At 60.8% G+C, this 16,672-nt stretch carries 15 protein-coding genes; 9 read left to right on the top strand and 6 right to left on the bottom strand.

Annotated features, from left to right (window positions below):
- Positions 1–436 (bottom strand): AAA family ATPase (locus tag Q0106_RS06125; protein WP_297610320.1); only part of this gene is annotated, 436 nt, incomplete at its 3' end.
- Positions 437–972: 536 nt separating this feature from the next.
- Here Q0106_RS06125 and Q0106_RS06120 point away from each other — a divergent pair.
- From Q0106_RS06120 to Q0106_RS06095, 6 genes are all read left to right on the top strand, one after another.
- A complete protein-coding gene (locus Q0106_RS06120; protein ID WP_297610318.1) occupies positions 973–2,448 on the top strand; it encodes an anthranilate synthase component I family protein in 1,476 nt (491 codons plus the stop codon).
- Positions 2,449–2,490: 42 nt separating this feature from the next.
- The gene (locus Q0106_RS06115; protein WP_297610316.1) at positions 2,491–3,093 is read left to right on the top strand and encodes an aminodeoxychorismate/anthranilate synthase component II; all 603 of its coding nucleotides are present in this window, start codon (positions 2,491–2,493) and stop codon (positions 3,091–3,093) included.
- A 157-nt stretch (positions 3,094–3,250) separates the two neighbouring features.
- Complete coding sequence (locus tag Q0106_RS06110) at positions 3,251–4,282, top strand: iron ABC transporter permease (protein ID WP_297610314.1); 1,032 nt, start codon at positions 3,251–3,253, stop codon at positions 4,280–4,282.
- Positions 4,282–5,082 carry an ABC transporter ATP-binding protein gene (locus tag Q0106_RS06105; RefSeq protein WP_297610313.1) on the top strand — a complete coding sequence of 267 codons (801 nt, stop codon included), beginning with the start codon at positions 4,282–4,284 and terminating at the stop codon, positions 5,080–5,082. Before Q0106_RS06110 ends, Q0106_RS06105 begins: the two co-directional genes overlap by 1 nt.
- A gap of 35 nt (positions 5,083–5,117) precedes the next feature.
- On the top strand, positions 5,118–5,879 hold the full coding sequence (locus Q0106_RS06100; protein WP_297610312.1) for a class I SAM-dependent methyltransferase: 762 nt from the start codon (positions 5,118–5,120) through the stop codon (positions 5,877–5,879).
- A gap of 40 nt (positions 5,880–5,919) precedes the next feature.
- Positions 5,920–7,086: an ABC transporter substrate-binding protein gene (locus Q0106_RS06095; RefSeq protein ID WP_297610310.1), complete on the top strand. Its 1,167-nt coding sequence runs from the start codon at positions 5,920–5,922 to the stop codon at positions 7,084–7,086.
- Here Q0106_RS06095 and Q0106_RS06090 read toward each other — a convergent pair.
- The 4 genes from Q0106_RS06090 to Q0106_RS06075 all read right to left on the bottom strand — a co-directional run bounded on the left by Q0106_RS06090 (position 7,083) and on the right by Q0106_RS06075 (position 12,771).
- A complete protein-coding gene (locus Q0106_RS06090; RefSeq protein ID WP_297610308.1) occupies positions 7,083–7,520 on the bottom strand; it encodes a MarR family transcriptional regulator in 438 nt (145 codons plus the stop codon). The genes Q0106_RS06095 and Q0106_RS06090 overlap by 4 nt on opposite strands.
- Before the next feature lie 207 nt (positions 7,521–7,727).
- Positions 7,728–8,273 (bottom strand): rubrerythrin, encoded by a 546-nt coding sequence (gene rbr, locus Q0106_RS06085; protein WP_139686978.1) that lies wholly within the window; start codon positions 8,271–8,273, stop codon positions 7,728–7,730.
- A 229-nt stretch (positions 8,274–8,502) separates the two neighbouring features.
- Positions 8,503–12,369: an SNF2-related protein gene (locus Q0106_RS06080; RefSeq protein WP_297610303.1), complete on the bottom strand. Its 3,867-nt coding sequence runs from the start codon at positions 12,367–12,369 to the stop codon at positions 8,503–8,505.
- A gap of 126 nt (positions 12,370–12,495) precedes the next feature.
- Positions 12,496–12,771, bottom strand: a complete 276-nt coding sequence (locus Q0106_RS06075; protein ID WP_297610300.1) for a helix-turn-helix domain-containing protein — start codon at positions 12,769–12,771, stop codon at positions 12,496–12,498.
- A 34-nt stretch (positions 12,772–12,805) separates the two neighbouring features.
- Here Q0106_RS06075 and aroD point away from each other — a divergent pair, with 34 nt between their 5' ends.
- From aroD to Q0106_RS06060, 3 genes are all read left to right on the top strand, one after another.
- Entirely contained in the window at positions 12,806–13,564 is a 759-nt protein-coding gene (aroD, locus tag Q0106_RS06070; protein WP_297610297.1) for a type I 3-dehydroquinate dehydratase, read from the top strand.
- Positions 13,564–13,689, top strand: a complete 126-nt coding sequence (locus tag Q0106_RS06065) for an acyl-CoA dehydrogenase family protein (protein ID WP_297610294.1) — start codon at positions 13,564–13,566, stop codon at positions 13,687–13,689. Before aroD ends, Q0106_RS06065 begins: the two co-directional genes overlap by 1 nt.
- 271 nt (positions 13,690–13,960) lie before the next feature.
- Positions 13,961–14,377 (top strand): DoxX family protein, encoded by a 417-nt coding sequence (locus Q0106_RS06060; RefSeq protein WP_297610291.1) that lies wholly within the window; start codon positions 13,961–13,963, stop codon positions 14,375–14,377.
- 140 nt (positions 14,378–14,517) lie between these two features.
- On the opposite strand, the gene Q0106_RS06055 is transcribed toward Q0106_RS06060, so the two are convergent.
- Positions 14,518–16,368, bottom strand: coding sequence for a C69 family dipeptidase (locus Q0106_RS06055; protein ID WP_297610288.1), 1,851 nt, complete (start codon positions 16,366–16,368; stop codon positions 14,518–14,520).
- Between the last annotated feature and the right edge of the window lie 304 nt (positions 16,369–16,672).

Raw genomic sequence — 16,672 nt, 5'->3', positions numbered from 1 at the left:
TATTCTGCGCGTTATGGGAGGTTTGATAACATTTTATTCGACTAGCCAATGCCCCTTTCTTGTCTTCCCAAGGAAGACCCGCAGCCGCAAAGCTGCTGATCAGGAGATTTTCAAACTGGCGGCGAAAATCCTCCGCATGCGCAAACTCGCAGACTTCCGAGAAATCGAGATGCACGACGTCATGCGTTTTCTCTTTCCAGAGCTTTTCGATCGCGAGGCCCTGAAAATCCCTCAGCCCGCGGCGGAACAGGGAATCAAAAGTTGAAGTGAGGAGCGACTTTCCGAACCGTCTCGGGCGCGCAATGAAAATCCGGCCGCCTTCCGAACAAAGGCGGCAGATCGCTTCTGTTTTATCGACATAAATGCAGTTTTCTGCGCGCAGCCTCACAAAGTCGGCATGGCCGAGCGGCAATTTAAAGAATTCGGCTCCTTCCATGACGCGCCATCCCGTAGCTTCAAAAAAAACGATTCTATCGTCCCGATTGGCACAGACTCCGCGGCGAAGCGTCCTCAGGCAGCGCACCGGGGATGCGGCGGGCGGATCGACGGCACCGTACCCGGGAGTCATTGCAGACGGTCAGGAGAGCTTTAAATATTGATATGCATCAATTCAATCGGGCGATTGTGCCTGCGCAGAAACCCCTTTCATCTGCCAAGCTATTCCCCAATACATTCTTTTTTTCGTTCATCCTCATGCTTTTCCTCGTCTCGATTCTCAATGCCTCGTGGCGCTGGCGTCGGTCCTTTGGTCCGCTGCCTGCGTTCGCGTGCATGCATTCCGGGAATCAATCCGACGAGGCGCTCTGCTGTCTGAGAGTGCTCCATCAGAGGAAAGCATGACGAACGCTTGAACCCAAGAGGACTTTTCGTCAAAGTCCTTGCCCTGAAAGCGGACCAGAGGCCAACGGCTTCCGGTCCGCTTTTTTTTCGTCCCGAATCTTTGTTTTCCTTCCGCCCGGAGTCGAATCCGCCATGCTGACCTTCCAGGAATTTGCCGACCTTGCCCAGAAGGGCAACCTCATCCCCGTCACCGAAAAACTCGCCGCAGACATGGAGACCCCGGTCACCGTCCTCGCGCGCCTTCAGGAGGACGAAAACGTCTTTCTTCTCGAATCCGTCGAGGCGGGCGAGCGCTTCGGGCGCTACTCCTTCATCGGCCTCAATCCGAGAGGCGTCTTCACCGTGGAGAATGGGAAAGCCTACTACGCCCCAGCGGAAGGAAAGAAGCGCGAACTCGCCGCGCCCGAAGGCCCCCTCATGGCGCTCAGGACACTCATGAAGGGCCTCAAACCAGCGCTTCCCCCCGACATGCCCGCCTTCATCGGCGGCGCCGTGGGCGCGATCGGCTACGAGGCCGTCGGCGAATTCGAAAATCTCCCTGCGCCCAAGCCCGGCCTCCGGGGACCCACGTCCTCCTTCATGATCGCGGACGACCTCATCATCTTCGACAACTTCCGCCATACGCTGATGCTCTCAGCGGCTGTCAGAACGGATGAATTCGAGACGCTTCGCGCCGCATACGACGAAGGCGTGCGCCGCGTTCGGGTCATGAAGGAAAAGCTCGCCCGGCCCGCCTTCCAGACTGCGGCAGAGACGCACCCCGTTCCGGAGCTCCGCTCCAACTGCACGGAAAGCTCCTTTACCCAAATGGTTGAAAAAGCCCGGGCGCACATCCGCGAGGGAAACATCATCCAGGTCGTGCTCTCGCAGAAATTCTCGGGCGAAACGGACATTCCCCCGCTCACGCTCTACCGGGCGCTGAGGCTCATCAATCCCTCGCCCTACACGTTCTTCATGAAGATGGGAAAGCTCATCCTCATTTCCTCGTCGCCCGAAACGCTCTGCCGGACGGAAGCGGGCGGGAAGGCGCTTCTGCGCCCCATTGCCGGCACGCGTCCGAGAGGGAAGACGCCGGCGGAGGACGCCGAACTTGAAAAGTCGCTCCTTGCCGACCCGAAGGAGCGCGCCGAACATCTGATGCTCGTCGATCTCGCCCGCAACGACCTCGGGCGGATCGCCGCCCCAGGCACCGTGAAGGTCTCCGACTTCATGTCGATTCAGCGCTTCTCCCACGTCATGCACATCGTGAGTACGGTTGAAGGAGAGCTCGGGGAAGGCAGGGACGCCTTCGACCTCGTGCGGAGCGCCTTCCCGGCGGGCACGCTCTCCGGAGCTCCGAAGGTGCGCGCGATGGAAATCATCCATGAGCTCGAACCCTCGCCCCGCGGGATGTACGGCGGGGCGGCGGGCTACTTCGGCTACGACGGCGCCATGGATCTCGCGATCACCATCCGCACGATCGTGCTCGACGGCCGCCGCATGGAAATTCAGTCGGGAGCGGGCATCGTGCACGATTCCGTCCCGCATATGGAATACCTCGAAACGTGTAATAAAGCCGCCGCCATGATGAAGGCGATCGAACTCGCCGCCCGCGGCCTCGCGCTCTGAGCCGCACAGGAACGACGCCAAACAACAGGGGAAAAAGAAATCATGAAGCTCGTCATGCTCGACAACTACGACTCCTTCACCTACAACATCGTGCAGTACCTGCAGATGCTCGGGGCCGAGGTGCTCACCTTCCGCAACAACCGCACGACCCCGGAGGAGGTGCTCGGACTCGGCGCCGATGCGCTCGTCCTCTCTCCCGGCCCGGGGAAGCCTTCGGAAGCCGGAATTCTCACGGACCTCATCCGGGCGGGCGCCCGCGAAAAGATCCCGATGCTCGGCGTCTGCCTCGGCCACCAGGCGATCGGAGAGGTGTTCGGAATGAAGGTCATTCACGCGAAGCGCGTGATGCACGGCAAAGCCTCTGAAATCACGACGGACGGCCGCGGCATCTTCGAGGGACTCCCCGAAAGACTCTCCGTCATCCGCTACCATTCGCTCGCGCTCGACCCGGAGACGCTTCCCGCTGAGCTTGAAATTACCGCCCGCGCGGCGGACGACGGCGAAATCATGGGAATCCGCCACCGGACGCTCCCGATTGAAGGCGTGCAGTACCACCCGGAATCGGTGCTCTCCGAAAAGGGGATGGAGCAGTTCGAAAACTTCCTCAAACGCGTCCGGGCCTCGCGCGGCCGGGGACTCCTCTGACGCGGTCGTCCGGAAGAATCAGACAAGTTCCAAAAGGACTACGCCGCACGCCTTGATTGAAAAAGGCATTTTTCTGCAACTTTTTGAGGAGGCGGAAGAGCGGGAATGACCGTATGATGATTTTCGAAATCTTCATACGCTTTTCCACCCGCCTCCCATGTCCTGCCACATTCATTACCGCGAGCGCCAGCGAAGCCGCCTTGCCGTCACGACTGGCATTGCCGCAGCGACGCTTCTCCTCCTCGCGCTCGACCTCGCGACCGGGTCCTCAGGCATTCCGCTCCGGGAGCTTCTCGCATCGCTCCTCGCAGGACCCTCGGCCGACAACCCGCAGGCGCTTATTCTCTGGGAACTGAGGCTTCCCATGTCGGTGACGGCGCTCTTCGTGGGCGCGTCGCTTTCGCTCGCGGGCCTCTCCATTCAGACCATCACCGCCAACGCGCTCGCGAGCCCCTCGACCCTCGGCATCACCTCCGGGGCGAGCTTCGGCGCGGCGCTCGCGATCACTGCCGGGTTCACGATCGCCGGGGAGCTCTGGACCGGCACCATTGCCGCCGCCTTCCTCTCCGCGCTCCTCATCTGCGGCCTGATCCTCGCCCTCGGACGCATGCGCGGGATGACGCCCTCGACCCTGATCCTCGCGGGCATCATCATGAACTTCTTCTTCATCGCGCTCGAGCAGCTCCTCATCTACCTTGCGTCCCCCGAGACCGCACAGCTCATCAACGGCTGGACCTTCGGAAACCTTGAGCGCGCCGGCTGGCTCTCGGCCGCCGCGGCGGGCGGGGCGCTCCTTCTGGGGCTCCTGATGCTCGCCCCCGCCGCCTGGCAGCTTACGACGCTCTCGGTCGGCGAAGAGCGCGCGAAGAGCCTCGGCGTCCCCGTCGCGCGGCTGAGGATCCTTGTTTTTGCGGTCTCGTCGCTTCTCGTTGCCGCCGCCGTCTCCTTCATCGGCACGATCGCCTTCGTGGGGCTCGTTGCGCCCCACTGCGCGAAGCTGCTCCTCGGCGACGATCAGCGCTGGCTCATTCCGGGAAGCATTCTCTCGGGCGGCTTCATCATGCTCCTCTCCTCCCTCATTGCGAAGTGGCTCTCCGCGGGCGCGATGCTCCCGATCGGCATCGTCACGTCCATTGCAGGGGTTCCCTTCCTTCTTGCACTTCTTCTCAAAAGCCGGAGGGACTTCTGATGGCGCTCACGCTCACGGTCCGCAATCTCGGGGTTGAATTCGGCCCGAAAAAGATCCTTCACGACATTTCCTTCGACGTCGACGCCGGGGAGCTCGTCTCCATCACCGGGCGCAACGCCGCCGGGAAAACGACGCTTTTGAAGGCCATCGCTGGCCTTGAATCCCGCACGGGCGACGTGGTGCTCGAAGAAAACGGAAAGGTGCTTCCGAAAAGCGCAATTGCCTACCTCCCGCAGCTCACGCAGGTTGCGAGCCGCCTTTCCGTCTTCGAAATGGTGATGCTCGGCCTCGGGCGGCGCCTTTCCTGGCGCGTTACGCCGGACGTTTTCGAGCAGGTCGACCAGACGCTTCATGCCATGCAGATCAGCCATCTCGCGGACCTTCCCGTTGCGTCGCTCTCCGGGGGGCAAAAGCAGCTCGTCTTCATGGCGCAGGCCTTCATCTCCCGTCCTCGGGTGCTGCTTCTCGACGAACCCACGAGCGCGCTTGACCTGAGGCATCAGCTGATCGTGATGGAGGCCGCCCGCGCCTACGCGGAGAGGACCGGCTCCATCGCGCTCGCGGTCGTCCACGACCTCATGCTCGCGTCGCGCTTTTCCACGCGGCTTCTCATGCTCGCCGACGGCACCGTTCGCCGCTACGACACGCCCGAAAAGGTGCTCACGCCCGACGAGCTTTCGGTGGTCTACCGCGTTGAGGCGGCAGTGGAGCGGACTTCGGGCGGACGCGTCGTCGTTATTCCCGAGAAGCCCCTCGACGTCGACACGGGCCACCACCATCACGACCACGCCCATTCCTGATTTCTCTTTTCCCGATTCACATCCAAAAGCACTCCATGACTCCAACCTCCTCCCTCCCCTCTCGCATCTCGGGCTACTGGGACACGCGCGCCGAAGGCTACAGCCTGCGCACGATCGATGAATTTGATTCCGGCGAGGGCGACCGCTGGGTTGATCGCCTCACGCGCCTTCTCGCCCTTCCGCCCTCGGCGAAGGTCGCCGACGCCGGGTGCGGACCGGGATTTCTCGCGCTCGCCGCGGCCAGAGCGGGCTGGCAGGCCGTCGGCTTCGACGCTTCTCCCGGGATGCTCGATGAAGCGAGAAAGAATGCCGCGGCCCTCGGCCTCGCAGTTGATTTCATTGAAGCTGATGCCGCGGCGCTTCCCGTTCCTGACGGGTCGCTCGACGCCATTCTGTCCCGGAACGTCATCTGGAATCTCCCTGATCCTCTCCGGGCGTTGAAGGACTGGTTCCGGGCGCTCAGGCCCGGCGGAGAGCTTTTCTACGCCGACGGCAATCACTACCGGTATCTCGAGGACGACGCCTTTGCGCGGCTCCACGAGACGGAAGCCGTTCCCTACGGCCACAGCGAGAAATTCATGCTCGGCGTCGACACGAGCCCGATGGAGCGGATTGCCGGAGGGCTCCCCCTCACGCATCAGGATCGTCCGGGCTGGGATGTCGAAGCGCTCCTTGAATGCGGCTTTACCGACGTGACCGTTTTCGAACCCGTCCTCGTCAAAGTGACGGATCCGAAGACGGGTAAGGAATCCGCGCTCATCCGCGACTTCATGGTGCTTGCCAGGAAGCCCTTCTGAATTTCATCACCCTTTTTTCTTCTCTTCACGAGGCCTTCCCATGATCTCCCGCCGCACCGTTCTTCAGTTTTCCGGCGCCCTCGCCGCGCTCGGCCTCATTCCCTTCGCCCATGGGGCGGAAGCCCGGCTCCCCGACTTCCCGCCTGCCGGGACCTGGCCCCTCGTCTTCACGGACGTCGAGGGCCGCAGGGTGACGATCCGTGAGATGCCAAAGCGCATCATCGTCGCCAACTACATCGCCAACTACCTGCTTGTGGGGGGAAGCGGCGCGCTTGAGAAAGTGGTCGGCCTCACGCAGGACCACTGGGAGAGCACCCGCACGGGCGAATACCGCGTCTTCACGAAGGCATTCCCCGGAATCACGCAGATTCCCTCGATCGGGGGATACCACGACGACATCCTCAATACAGAGCGGATTCTGTCGCTCAAGCCCGAAGTCCTTCTCATCGGCCGCACGCAGTTTGCCGCCAACAGCCAGCGCGTCAACCTTCTTGAACGCGCAGGGATCCGCGTGATCGTGATCGACTATCACGCGATGAAGCCTGAGAACCACGTGCTTTCCACACGGATCCTCGGACGCCTCCTCGGGAGGGACGACGCGGCGGATGCCCTCACGCGCGAATGCATCGAGGGGCTCTCCGAAATCGACCGGCGCATCCGCGCGCTCCCCTTGAGCGCAAAGCACCGCACCTGCTACATGGAGCTCGGGAACCTCGGGCCCGGACAGTACGGCAATTCCTACAACGCCGGCATTCTCTGGGGCGCCATTCTGAAACGCATTGAAGCGGGGAGCATTTCCGAGAAGAGTGCGGAGCCCTACGGCGCACTCACGCGGGAATTCGTGATCTCAAGAGCCCCGGAAGTCGTCATCATCGGCGGCAGCATCTGGGGAAACGACCATGCCGACCAGATGCGGATGGGCTTTACAGTGGAGCGCCCGGATGCGCTCAAGCGCCTCCAGGGCTTCAGGGACCGCCCGCTCTGGCAGAACCTGCCGGCCGTGAAGAACAATGAATTCTATGGGGTCGACCACGGGAGCCTCCGCTCCATCGTGGACTGGCGCTTCACGCAATACCTCGCCAAAGTCTTCTACCCGGAAGCCTTTAAGGATGTCGAACCGGAGTCGGCGCTCGTCGCAACCTACCGCCGATACCTCCCCGAGATCGATCCTCAGGGAACGTTCATGCTCTCCCTGAAGGAAGGCTAATCTGCGGCCGTGCGCATGCCGCAAGCGCATTTGCTTAGGAGCTTCTCGAGCGCGTCGGCTTCCTCATCCGTGAGGCCGGCGCAGATGTCTGCCGTGAGCTTCTCGGAAATCTCCATCATCATGGGCCTGAGCGCCCTGCCCCTGGGCGTGAGGCAGATGACGCTCGCCCGGGCATCGTCGGGAGAAACCTGCTTCACGATGTAGCCCTGCTTCTCGAGGCGATCCATCATGACGCTCGTCGTCGACTTCGTGCGGCGGATTTTCTGGGCGATCGCCGTGAGGCTCTGGCCTTCCTCGGCAAAGAGCACCATGAAGATGTCGCCGCAGCTCGTCGTCAGCTCATCGAGCCCTTCAGCCTTCATGCGCTGAAGGAGATTCCTGCGTCCTTCTTCATGAATGCGGGCGGCAAGGGAAAGAATGGCTCTCTGATGCATTTCTAAAAAAAATCCTTCGAAGGAACGCTGCGGCGCGGACTCCAGCCCGCTCGAACACGGAATCAAATTCTATTTATAGCAAAATCACTTCAGGAATCGTCTGAGATATTTCCCGGGAATTCGACTTCGCGGCCGCCGGCGGGCGGCGAGACGAAAAGGAATCGCCTTCGCCCGCCGGAGTAGTTCCGCGCTCAGCTTTAGAGCGGATTAATAGTTTTCCGCGCGAACCTGCTGATAGGACTGCGGATGCGCGCAGACCGGGCAGACTTCAGGCGCCTTTTTGCCCATCACGAGGTGGCCGCAGACGCGGCACTGCCACATCACTTCCTCGCTCTTCTCGAAGACCTGCTGCATCTCGATGTTCTTCAAGAGCTTCAGGAACCGCGCCTCGTGGGCCTTTTCGATCGCGCCCACCGCACGGAACTGGTAGGCGAGCGCGGGGAAGCCGTCGGCCTCGGCCTGTTTCGCAAAGGTCTCGTACATGTCGGTCCACTCGTAGTTTTCGCCCTCCGCCGCGGCCTTCAGGTTTTCAGTCGTGGTGCCGACGCCGTCGTTCAGGTGCTTGAACCAGAGCTTCGCGTGCTGCTTCTCGTTTTCCGCCGTTTCCTCAAAGATCTCGGCGATCTGCTGGAAGCCTTCCTTGCGGGCGACCGCTGCAAAGTACGTGTACTTGTTGCGGGCCATGGACTCGCCGGCAAAGGCGGCTTCAAGGTTCTTTTCGGTCTGGGTGCCGGAGAATTTCGTCTTGGTCATTCGGGGTCTCGTAAGTGAATGATTGAGATCCGCCGTCCGCCGGAGGACGGAGAGCGGTTTTTCCTGGGATCTGCGGTCGAAGCGGACTTGAAGTCTCTTTTTTCGCTCCGCAGCCGAATGATAGATGCAAATGGGCGTCCGGACAGAGGTCGAAAATGCCGTTTTGTGAGGGCGGACGGGCCCGTTCCGACCTGATGGGGAAAAGGCCCGCCGCTTTCTGGGATCTCTTTTACTGGGCTGCGTCGTCCGAGAGGCTGAAGACTTCCTCGAGCTCGCGGTTTGTGAGGTCGCCGATCCAGTTTTCGCCTGTCGACACCGTCATTTCCGCAATGAGCTTCTTCTTTTCAATCATCTCGTTGATCTTCTCTTCGAAAGTATTGGCGCAGATGAAGCGGTAGACGTTGACGTTTGAAGTCTGCCCGATGCGGTAGGCGCGGTCGGTTGCCTGGCTTTCAACCGCCGGATTCCACCAGAGGTCGTAGTGCACGACGGCGGATGCGGCCGTAAGGTTGAGGCCGGTGCCTGCAGCCTTGAGCGAGAGAATCATGATGTTCTCGTCGCGCCGGTTCTGGAAGCGGTCGACCATTTCCTGCCGTCGGGCCGGCGAGAGGCCGCCGTAGAGGAACTGAGGCTTCTTTCCCGTCCTCTCAGCGATCCAGTCCACGAGGAGATTCCCCATCTGAACGAACTGCGTAAAGATGAGGACTTTGCGGCCCGCAGCCTGCATTTCGTCGAGGATCTCGAAGAGACGGCGCATCTTCCCTGAAGCCATCGGATCGAGATTCGCGGCAGTGGGTTCGAACTGAGCGGGAGAGTTGCAGATCTGCTTCAACTGGAGCACCAGCTGCAGAACGAGGGCGCGGCGGACGAACGCGTTGTCGGCGAGCTCGACGATCTTCATGTTCTTTCTGACGACGGCGCGGTAGAGCGCCGCCTGCGCCTTCGTGAGACGGCAGAATTCGTCCGTCGTGATCTTCTCCGGCAGGTCGCTGATGATCGACTTGTCGGTCTTCATGCGGCGCATGATGAAGGGCGCCGTCACGCGCTTGAAGCGCTCAGCCACCTCGTAGCTGTGATCGTTCTCAATGGGAAGCGCGAACTCGTCCTTGAAGCTCGTCGCCGTTCCCAGGAGCCCCGGATTTGCCGCCTCCATCACGGACCAGTATTCCATGAGGCTGTTTTCCACGGGCGTGCCCGACATGGCGATGAAGCCGTCGGGATTCATGCTCTTCACGGCCTTGAAGGCGTTCGTGCGGTAGTTCTTGATGGCCTGCGCCTCGTCGATCACCATGACGCGAAGCGGAATTCTGCGAAGTTCCTCCTGCGACGTGCGAAGCGTCCCGTAGGTCGTGAGAATCACGTGGCCCGTGCAGGCCGAGAGATTTCTTCCCGTGCCGTAGAAAAGACTCACCTCGAGCTCCGGCGCAAACCGCGCTGCCTCGCGGATCCAGTTCGTGAGCAGCGTCGTCGGGACGACCACCAGCGCCTTCTTCTCCTTCAGCTCGCCGTCCTCGCGCAGGCGCTCGAGCACGGAAATCACCTGAAGGGTTTTGCCCATGCCCATGTCGTCGGCAATGATGGAGCCCATGCCCACGCGCAGGTTTTTGAGCATCCAGCGGTAGCCGCGCTCCTGGTAGGGGCGAAGCGTCGCATTGAGCTTTTCGGGCGCCTCGCAGGCCTCATCGGCCGTGAGAGACTTCAACGCCGACTTCACGGAGTCGGAGAGCCTCACGCCCGCGCCCTCCATGTCGCCCGAGAGCGCTGCCCTCAGCACCGACGCCTTCGTCACCTGCGAGCGTTCAGCGAGCCGCTGGCGGATTGAACGCACATCATCGTCCGACACCATCATGTAGCGGTCGCGGAAGCGCACGATGCGGCCGGCATTCTTGCAGAGCTCAGTAAACTCGTCGAGCGAGACGACTTCGTCGCCGATTGCCACCTGCCAGCGCCAGCTGAGGAGATCCCTGAGATGAAGGAATCCGCCCGTCCATTCCTCGCTGAGATCAATGTCCATCTCAGGCTTCGGGAAAAGAAGGTTCCTCAGCTTTCTCGGGAGCGTCACCGAGACGCCGAGCATCTCGAGCTTCGGAATCGAGTCGGCAAGAAGCGTCGTCGCTTCCTCGAGCGTCATCGCGCGCGCTGAATCGTTGCTCTTCAGAATGTCGGCGAGCTCCGGGCAGTAGCTTGAAAGCCGCGAGACCGTCCTCAGGCAGTCAAAGCGCACGGGCCGGAAGCGCCGGTCCTCGAGAATAGTCCTGAGCGGCACGGTTCCGATGCGCGAGGTCCGCTGCGGACTATGCTCTGCACCCCCTTCCTGAGGCGCTTCCGTACGGAACATGAGCTCCATGCCGATCGGCATGGCCTTTATTTTCTCCTCGTCGAAGTCGTCGGTTCCGGGCTTTGCAAAATCGGGAAGCGAATGGCATTCCTCCTCGTCGTCCTGAATGCCGTCATCCTCGACTTCGCCCCTTTGCCTCGGCGGGCGCGACTTATCGGCTCCAACCTCGAATTCCCGCGCCGGACGGACTTCAAGCGCCTCCCTGGAGACGCGCTTCTTCTTTGCAAGAAGCCCCGCTTCATCCGCTCGATCTTCCATGAGCGTCCAGAGATCATGGACGACGAGGATCGGTTCGGCCGCGGCAAATTCCTCCACATAAAGAGGCGCCGTCCAGCTTTCGAGCCTCAAGCCCATGGCCTTCGCTTCCGGGTCTTCGCTCGTGTCGACGGGCTTCCCGGAAAAGAGCGCGCGGTGCACGGCGGCATCCACCCAGTCGGCATCCGCGGAGCGGTTTTCTGCGGCCTTCTTCACGAAGCTCCCGATGAAGAGGCCGAGCACGAGTTCCCCGAGAAGGAGCGGCTCGACGGGCCCGCGAACGCCCGAAATCCTCAGAAAATCGGAGCCCACATGCGCGAACGCCTCGCCCACGCCCTCAGTAATTCTGCGCACCTCGGGGATGAGCACTGCCGGAATCCAGCGCGCAAGGAAGAAATCCTCGATCGGCTCGTAAATTTGCGGCATGACCGCGCCCTTCTGAACGAGCCGGCAGGCAATGAGCCAGGCGTCGTAGAGAGCTTCAAGTTCCCTTGGCGATTCGGAGAACATTCGGGTCGTGAGATGCCCCGAGAAGATTTCGTGAAGTCCCCGCGGCGCCGCATCCGGGCCGCCCGGGAGACGCACGATCAGGTTTTCTCCGGTTTCCGCCTTTTCGCTCCAGACGAGCGACGCATCGACCATCGCCTGCCCCCAGGTATTGAGACTGATGAGAGGCCGCGATTCATCGTATTCGGGGATCGTACGTACGATCGAAGCCGACATCTGCTCCTTCGCAAGGGCTGCCGCCTCTTCAAGAACGCCGTTTGCGACACCCCTCAGATTCCCGTAGGCATAGCCCGCGGGCGTTTCGGAAAGGAGGCCGAGAATCGCCTGACGCTTTTCGTCGATCGGCTTGAAAGTCAGCGCTTCGAGGTTTTCGAGCCACTTCCCGGAAGGATCATCTTCCGGCACGCGGCCGCCGGCGGCAATGAGATCCGACCACTGCGGCATCTCGGTGCGCACGGCCCGCGTGATCTGCACGCCCCGCTTTTCCATCTCCGCGACGAGGTCGATCCCGCGCATCTGAAAGAGCACGAAGGGATTTGCATCGATCTCTTCTGAAAGCTTGTAAATCACTGCCGCAATATGCTTGCAGGGAACCGCCCAGTCCGGACAGCTGCAGCTCATGCCGAGGTCGCTCCAGCTTTCCGGGAAAATCTTTATCCCGAGGCGCTCGCAGATTTCGGAAATCTCAGGCGCAAGCTCTCGCGCCGCGAGGCGGGCGACAATGAGCGGCGACTCTGCCATCTCGTCGATGAGGCGGGAAACATCCTCTTCGGCAATCGCCGGCAGCGTGAGCTTCACGGCGTAGAAGGGGTCGAAATTCCCCGCTACGCGGGCCTTGACGGCGTGCGCCTCCGGGTCGATCTTAAGCGACTGAACCTTTCCTTCAGCGGCATAGGCGAGACCGCGCGGAATTCTGTTTTCGTAGTCGACCGCCTGAAGCGCGTCGAGCCAGCGGCGGCCCCACCATGTAGTGCCGTATTGCGGAGTAGAGGTCATGGGTTGCGGTTCCTGGAGGGAAGTTCTGACGAGATCAGCGAGGATATCACCGGGAAGCCGCCGCCATGCGCCCCCGCGACTCAAGATTTCCCGGAGAACCGCGCCATTGCGGCCTTCTCCGGCCGCTTATTCCTCCTTCGACCCGTCCTCGTCGTGCTGGTGGTTGAACTTCTTCCGGTACTCCGTGGGCGAACAGCCGACGTGCCTCAGGAAAAGCTTCGAGAAGTGATAGGTATTCTCGTAGCCCACCTTCCAGGCGATCTGATTGAGGCTCTCCGAGGTCGTCGTGAGCGCGAACTTCGCTTCCGTGATGCCGCATGAAATAACGTAATCCGCTCCTTTTCGCCTGACAACTGATTCAACAGCTCCGCCGGGCGGGGAGCACGGATCCCCGAAAAGCACCGTATTCTTGTTCCTCCTCTCTCCGGATTCAGAAATGCAGACTGTTCAGATTAAAAATGTTACCCTGGGCGAAGGCGCCCCGAAGATCATCGTCTCCCTGATGGCGAAGGACCTTGCCGCCGTCAAGAGCGAAGCCCTCGCCTACCGCTCCGCCGACTTCGACATCCTCGAATGGCGCGGCGACCACTTCACGGCCATCGCCGACACGGCTCAGGCGCTTGACGCCCTGCGCGAACTCCGCGCGGTCTTCCCCGACAAGCCCATCCTCTTCACGTTCCGCAGCAAGAAGGAAGGCGGCGAAGAGGAACTAGCTCCCGAAGCCTACATTGCGCTCAACATCGCCATGGCTGAAAGCGGCCTCGTCGACGCGATCGACCTCGAGCTCTTCACGGGCGACGCCCTCGTCTCCCAGGCCATCGCCCGCGCGCATGCGAAGGGCGTGAAGGTCATCATGTCGAACCACGACTTCCACAAGACCCCGGCGAAGGAAGAAATCGTCAGGCGCCTCACGAAGATGCAGGAACTCGGCGCCGACGTGCCCAAGATCGCGCTCATGCCCGAATCCAAGGCCGACGTCCTCACGGTTCTCGCCGCCACCCTCGAAGTTTCCGAGAAGATTGCCGACCGTCCGATCATCACGATGTCGATGTCTAAGACCGGCGTCATCTCCCGCCTTGCCGGCGAAGTCTTCGGTTCCGCCGCCACCTTCGGCGCCGTCCAGAAGGCCTCCGCCCCCGGCCAGATCTCCGTGACCGACCTCCGCACGGTCCTCTCGATCATTCATGCGGCGTGATGCGTACACCTATTTGCATCTCCCGCCTCTGGCGCGACGACCGCTGCGAACGCATCGGCGGCGGCACGGACGAAATCATGATCTACATCGCCGGCCGTCAGATCCTGAAGGCTTACCGCGAGTAAGCCTGATGTGATGTTCTGAACCTTCAGAACTGCGCTTTGCGCTCCGGAATCGTCCTGACAACGGTTCCGGAGCGTTTTTCATTGGGGAAGCGCCGGGGCGGGCGGAACCCAGACTCCAGCTCGAAACCGAGCTCTAAAGCAAATTCCTTAATTCGGAATAACTATTTCCATTTCGAAATGCAACTTCAGGGTTTTTACCAGTATTCAGAGGGTAAGATTCCTTCATTCGTTCTTTATCGAACTTTTCCCCATTTTTGAAGGTTCATCCGCAATGTCCCGTCTTTTTACAAGTTCCGCCCTTTCCACCTCCTTCGGCCTCCTCTTTCTTCGCATCGCGCTGGCAGGGAGCCTCCTCACGCACGGCATCGCCAAAATCGAGAATTTCTCGGCGCTCTCCAATTCCTTCCCCGATCCCTTCGGAACCGGTCATCTGACGGCGCTTCTGCTTGCCATCTTCGCCGAGGTCGTCTGCTCGATCTTCGTCCTCATCGGTCTCTGGACGCGCGCCGCACTCATTCCGCTCATCTGCACCTTCCTCACGATTTCCTTCGTGGTGCTAGCCGGAAAGGACTTCGGCGCGCGCGAAATGCCGCTTCTCTATCTCTTCGGCTTCGCGACGCTCTTCTTCACGGGCGCGGGCAGCTTCTCGCTCTCGGGGCTCACCAAGGCTGCTGCCAGGAAAGCCTGATTCCCTCCCGTCAATAAAACGCAAGAGAAGCGCCGCAGGTTCTCATTCCTGCGGCGCTTCTCTTCTTTTGGTTTTCAGGAAGCAGCCTCATCCGATGCCGGGTTTGAGGCCGGTTCCTTTCAAGCGATCTCTGAACGCGATCAACGGTCGTGCGTCTCGCTCTTCGCCTTCACGGGCTTGTAGCCGTCAGGCTCAATGAGGGCAGTGTCGAAGCCCGCAACGCGCTTCTTCCCATCCATCGTGTAGAGCCAGATGTCGTAGGTCGCGCCCGGAATCATGTTCTTCGCGATCTCGCTGGCCTTGAAGGTGAGGACCATGTCCTTCCGGCCGTCGCCGTTCATGTCCTTAACCTCATGCTTCACGGGCTTCGCGAGCGCGCTCACAACGCCCGTGGTGCCGATCGAGGAGCGTCCGACGCCCGCGTGCGTGCGCGAGAGGTCGATCTTCGAGGCGTCAAGCTTCGCGTCCGAATAGAGCACCACGTCGACCGTCTTCTCGGACTTCGGATTGATCGTGTCGGCAAGCACCGCGACTTCGTGCGGCATGAGCTTTCTCGCCTCCTCTCCGACCGCATACTGGGCCTTGTCGAAGGCTTCGACATTGAAGGCGTGGAGATAGGCGCGGGCCTTTTCTTCGGAGAACCCTGCGAGCGCCGCGGCCTGAGCCTTCGCTTGGGCCGCATCCTTCATCCAGGCCTTCTCGAGGCCGTTCACGAACTTCGTGTTGTCCTTAAAGGCATCGCGGTTGTAGTCGACGATGTTCGCGAGCTCGACGAAGCGGAAGGACTGCCAGTCGGGGTCAAAGCTGAAGAGCTCCGGCGTGCCTTTGAAGTGCTCCGCCGTCGCCTTATCCCAGCTCATGAAGGCGGCCGCCTTCGCAGGCGCTGCGAGCGGGAAGAACGGCACGTAAGGCGTTTCACAGGGGCGCGCCATCGTGCGGTAGCCCGTGATGAGAAGCGGGTTCTTATCGAGCACGTAGACGCCGGACTCATGCGTGGTCGGGCGGCAGAGGCCGATTCCCTGATGGTGGTACCAGCCCGGATCGTCGCCGATCTGCGGCTCATGCGTGCGAAGGAGATCCTCGACCTCCTCGACGCCCATCTTCTTCGCCTGAGTCGTGCTGTACGGGAACTTTTCCGGATCCGTGATGTCCTGGCCGATCAGCTTCTTCCACGCGAGGTTGTTTCGCGAAAGGTTGTAGCCCGCAGCGCGGCGCTCTGCGGGCGCGACGGCCACGCGGAAGTTGAAGTCGTTGTAGACCCCGGGAACGGCGGGCTTGTAGCGGCCGTTCTTGATCGCGCGCTCAATCATGCCGGGCGCCACGATGACGTTTTCCGTATCGGTGGCATCGACGTGATTCATCATGAAATTGTTCGGGATATAGACGACCTCATTGTCCTTCACGCGGCGCGCGACCCAGGTGTTGCCCTGATGAATGGCGATCTGCCAGGCTTCCTTGCTGTCGGCGACCGTGTAGGTGCGGCCCTCTGAGAAGTAGCCGTACTTCCCGAGAAGATCGATCGCGATGTCGATGGCGTGGCGGGCGTTCGTAGCGCGCTCGGCCATCAGGCGGCGGATGCCGTAGCCGATGCCGCCGTCCTTGGTCGGCATGACGTCGTCCTCGTAGATGCCCGTGCAGGCGTTGGTCACGATCACGACGCCGTTTTCATTGACGAAGCCGTCCGAGAAGGAGGCGCCGTTCGGGTCGAAGGTCTGCGACCAATAGAAGCCGAAGGTGTGCTTCACCTGCGGGATTGATGCGGCGGCGGGCTCGAACTTGATCATTTCCCCATCCGCATGGTCCTGGGGCGGCACCCAGTACTGCGGGTTCAGAATGCGGCCGCCGTTGTCCTCGTTATGGCCGATGATGATCGTGCCCGTCTTGCTCGCGTCCTTGCCGACGATGACGGTCGAGCAGCCGATCGCATTGAAGGTGAGCGCGCTCAGCGCAATGCCGACGGCTGCGGCGACTGCCTTGAACTTCATGGACATAGGAATTCTCTCCATTTGGTGGTATTTCTGTTTCCAGCTCTTTTGGGACGCTTTCAAAGCACCTCCTGGCTGTGGAGAGGAGATTAAGACATTTACCCTAGATCTCTATTCGTAAAAGCCCCAACTTCAGTTCATGCTCGCGGCGTGTTTTTTATGCTTCATAGGTTTACAGCCGCTTCCTGGAAAATAAAAATAGAAATTTCTTATTGTTATATATGAAATAAATGTTGGCAAATGACCGATGCAACAGTTCAGGGCTGACGATTACAAATATTTATTGAAGCTCAGCCCTGTATAGTTTTAT

Origin of the sequence: uncultured Sutterella sp., from assembly GCF_937923675.1 — a bacterium.
Classification (GTDB): Bacteria; Pseudomonadota; Gammaproteobacteria; order Burkholderiales; family Burkholderiaceae_F; genus Sutterella.
The sequence above is the reverse complement of the archived record's forward strand: the minus strand, read 5'-3'. Positions and strand labels throughout refer to the sequence as shown.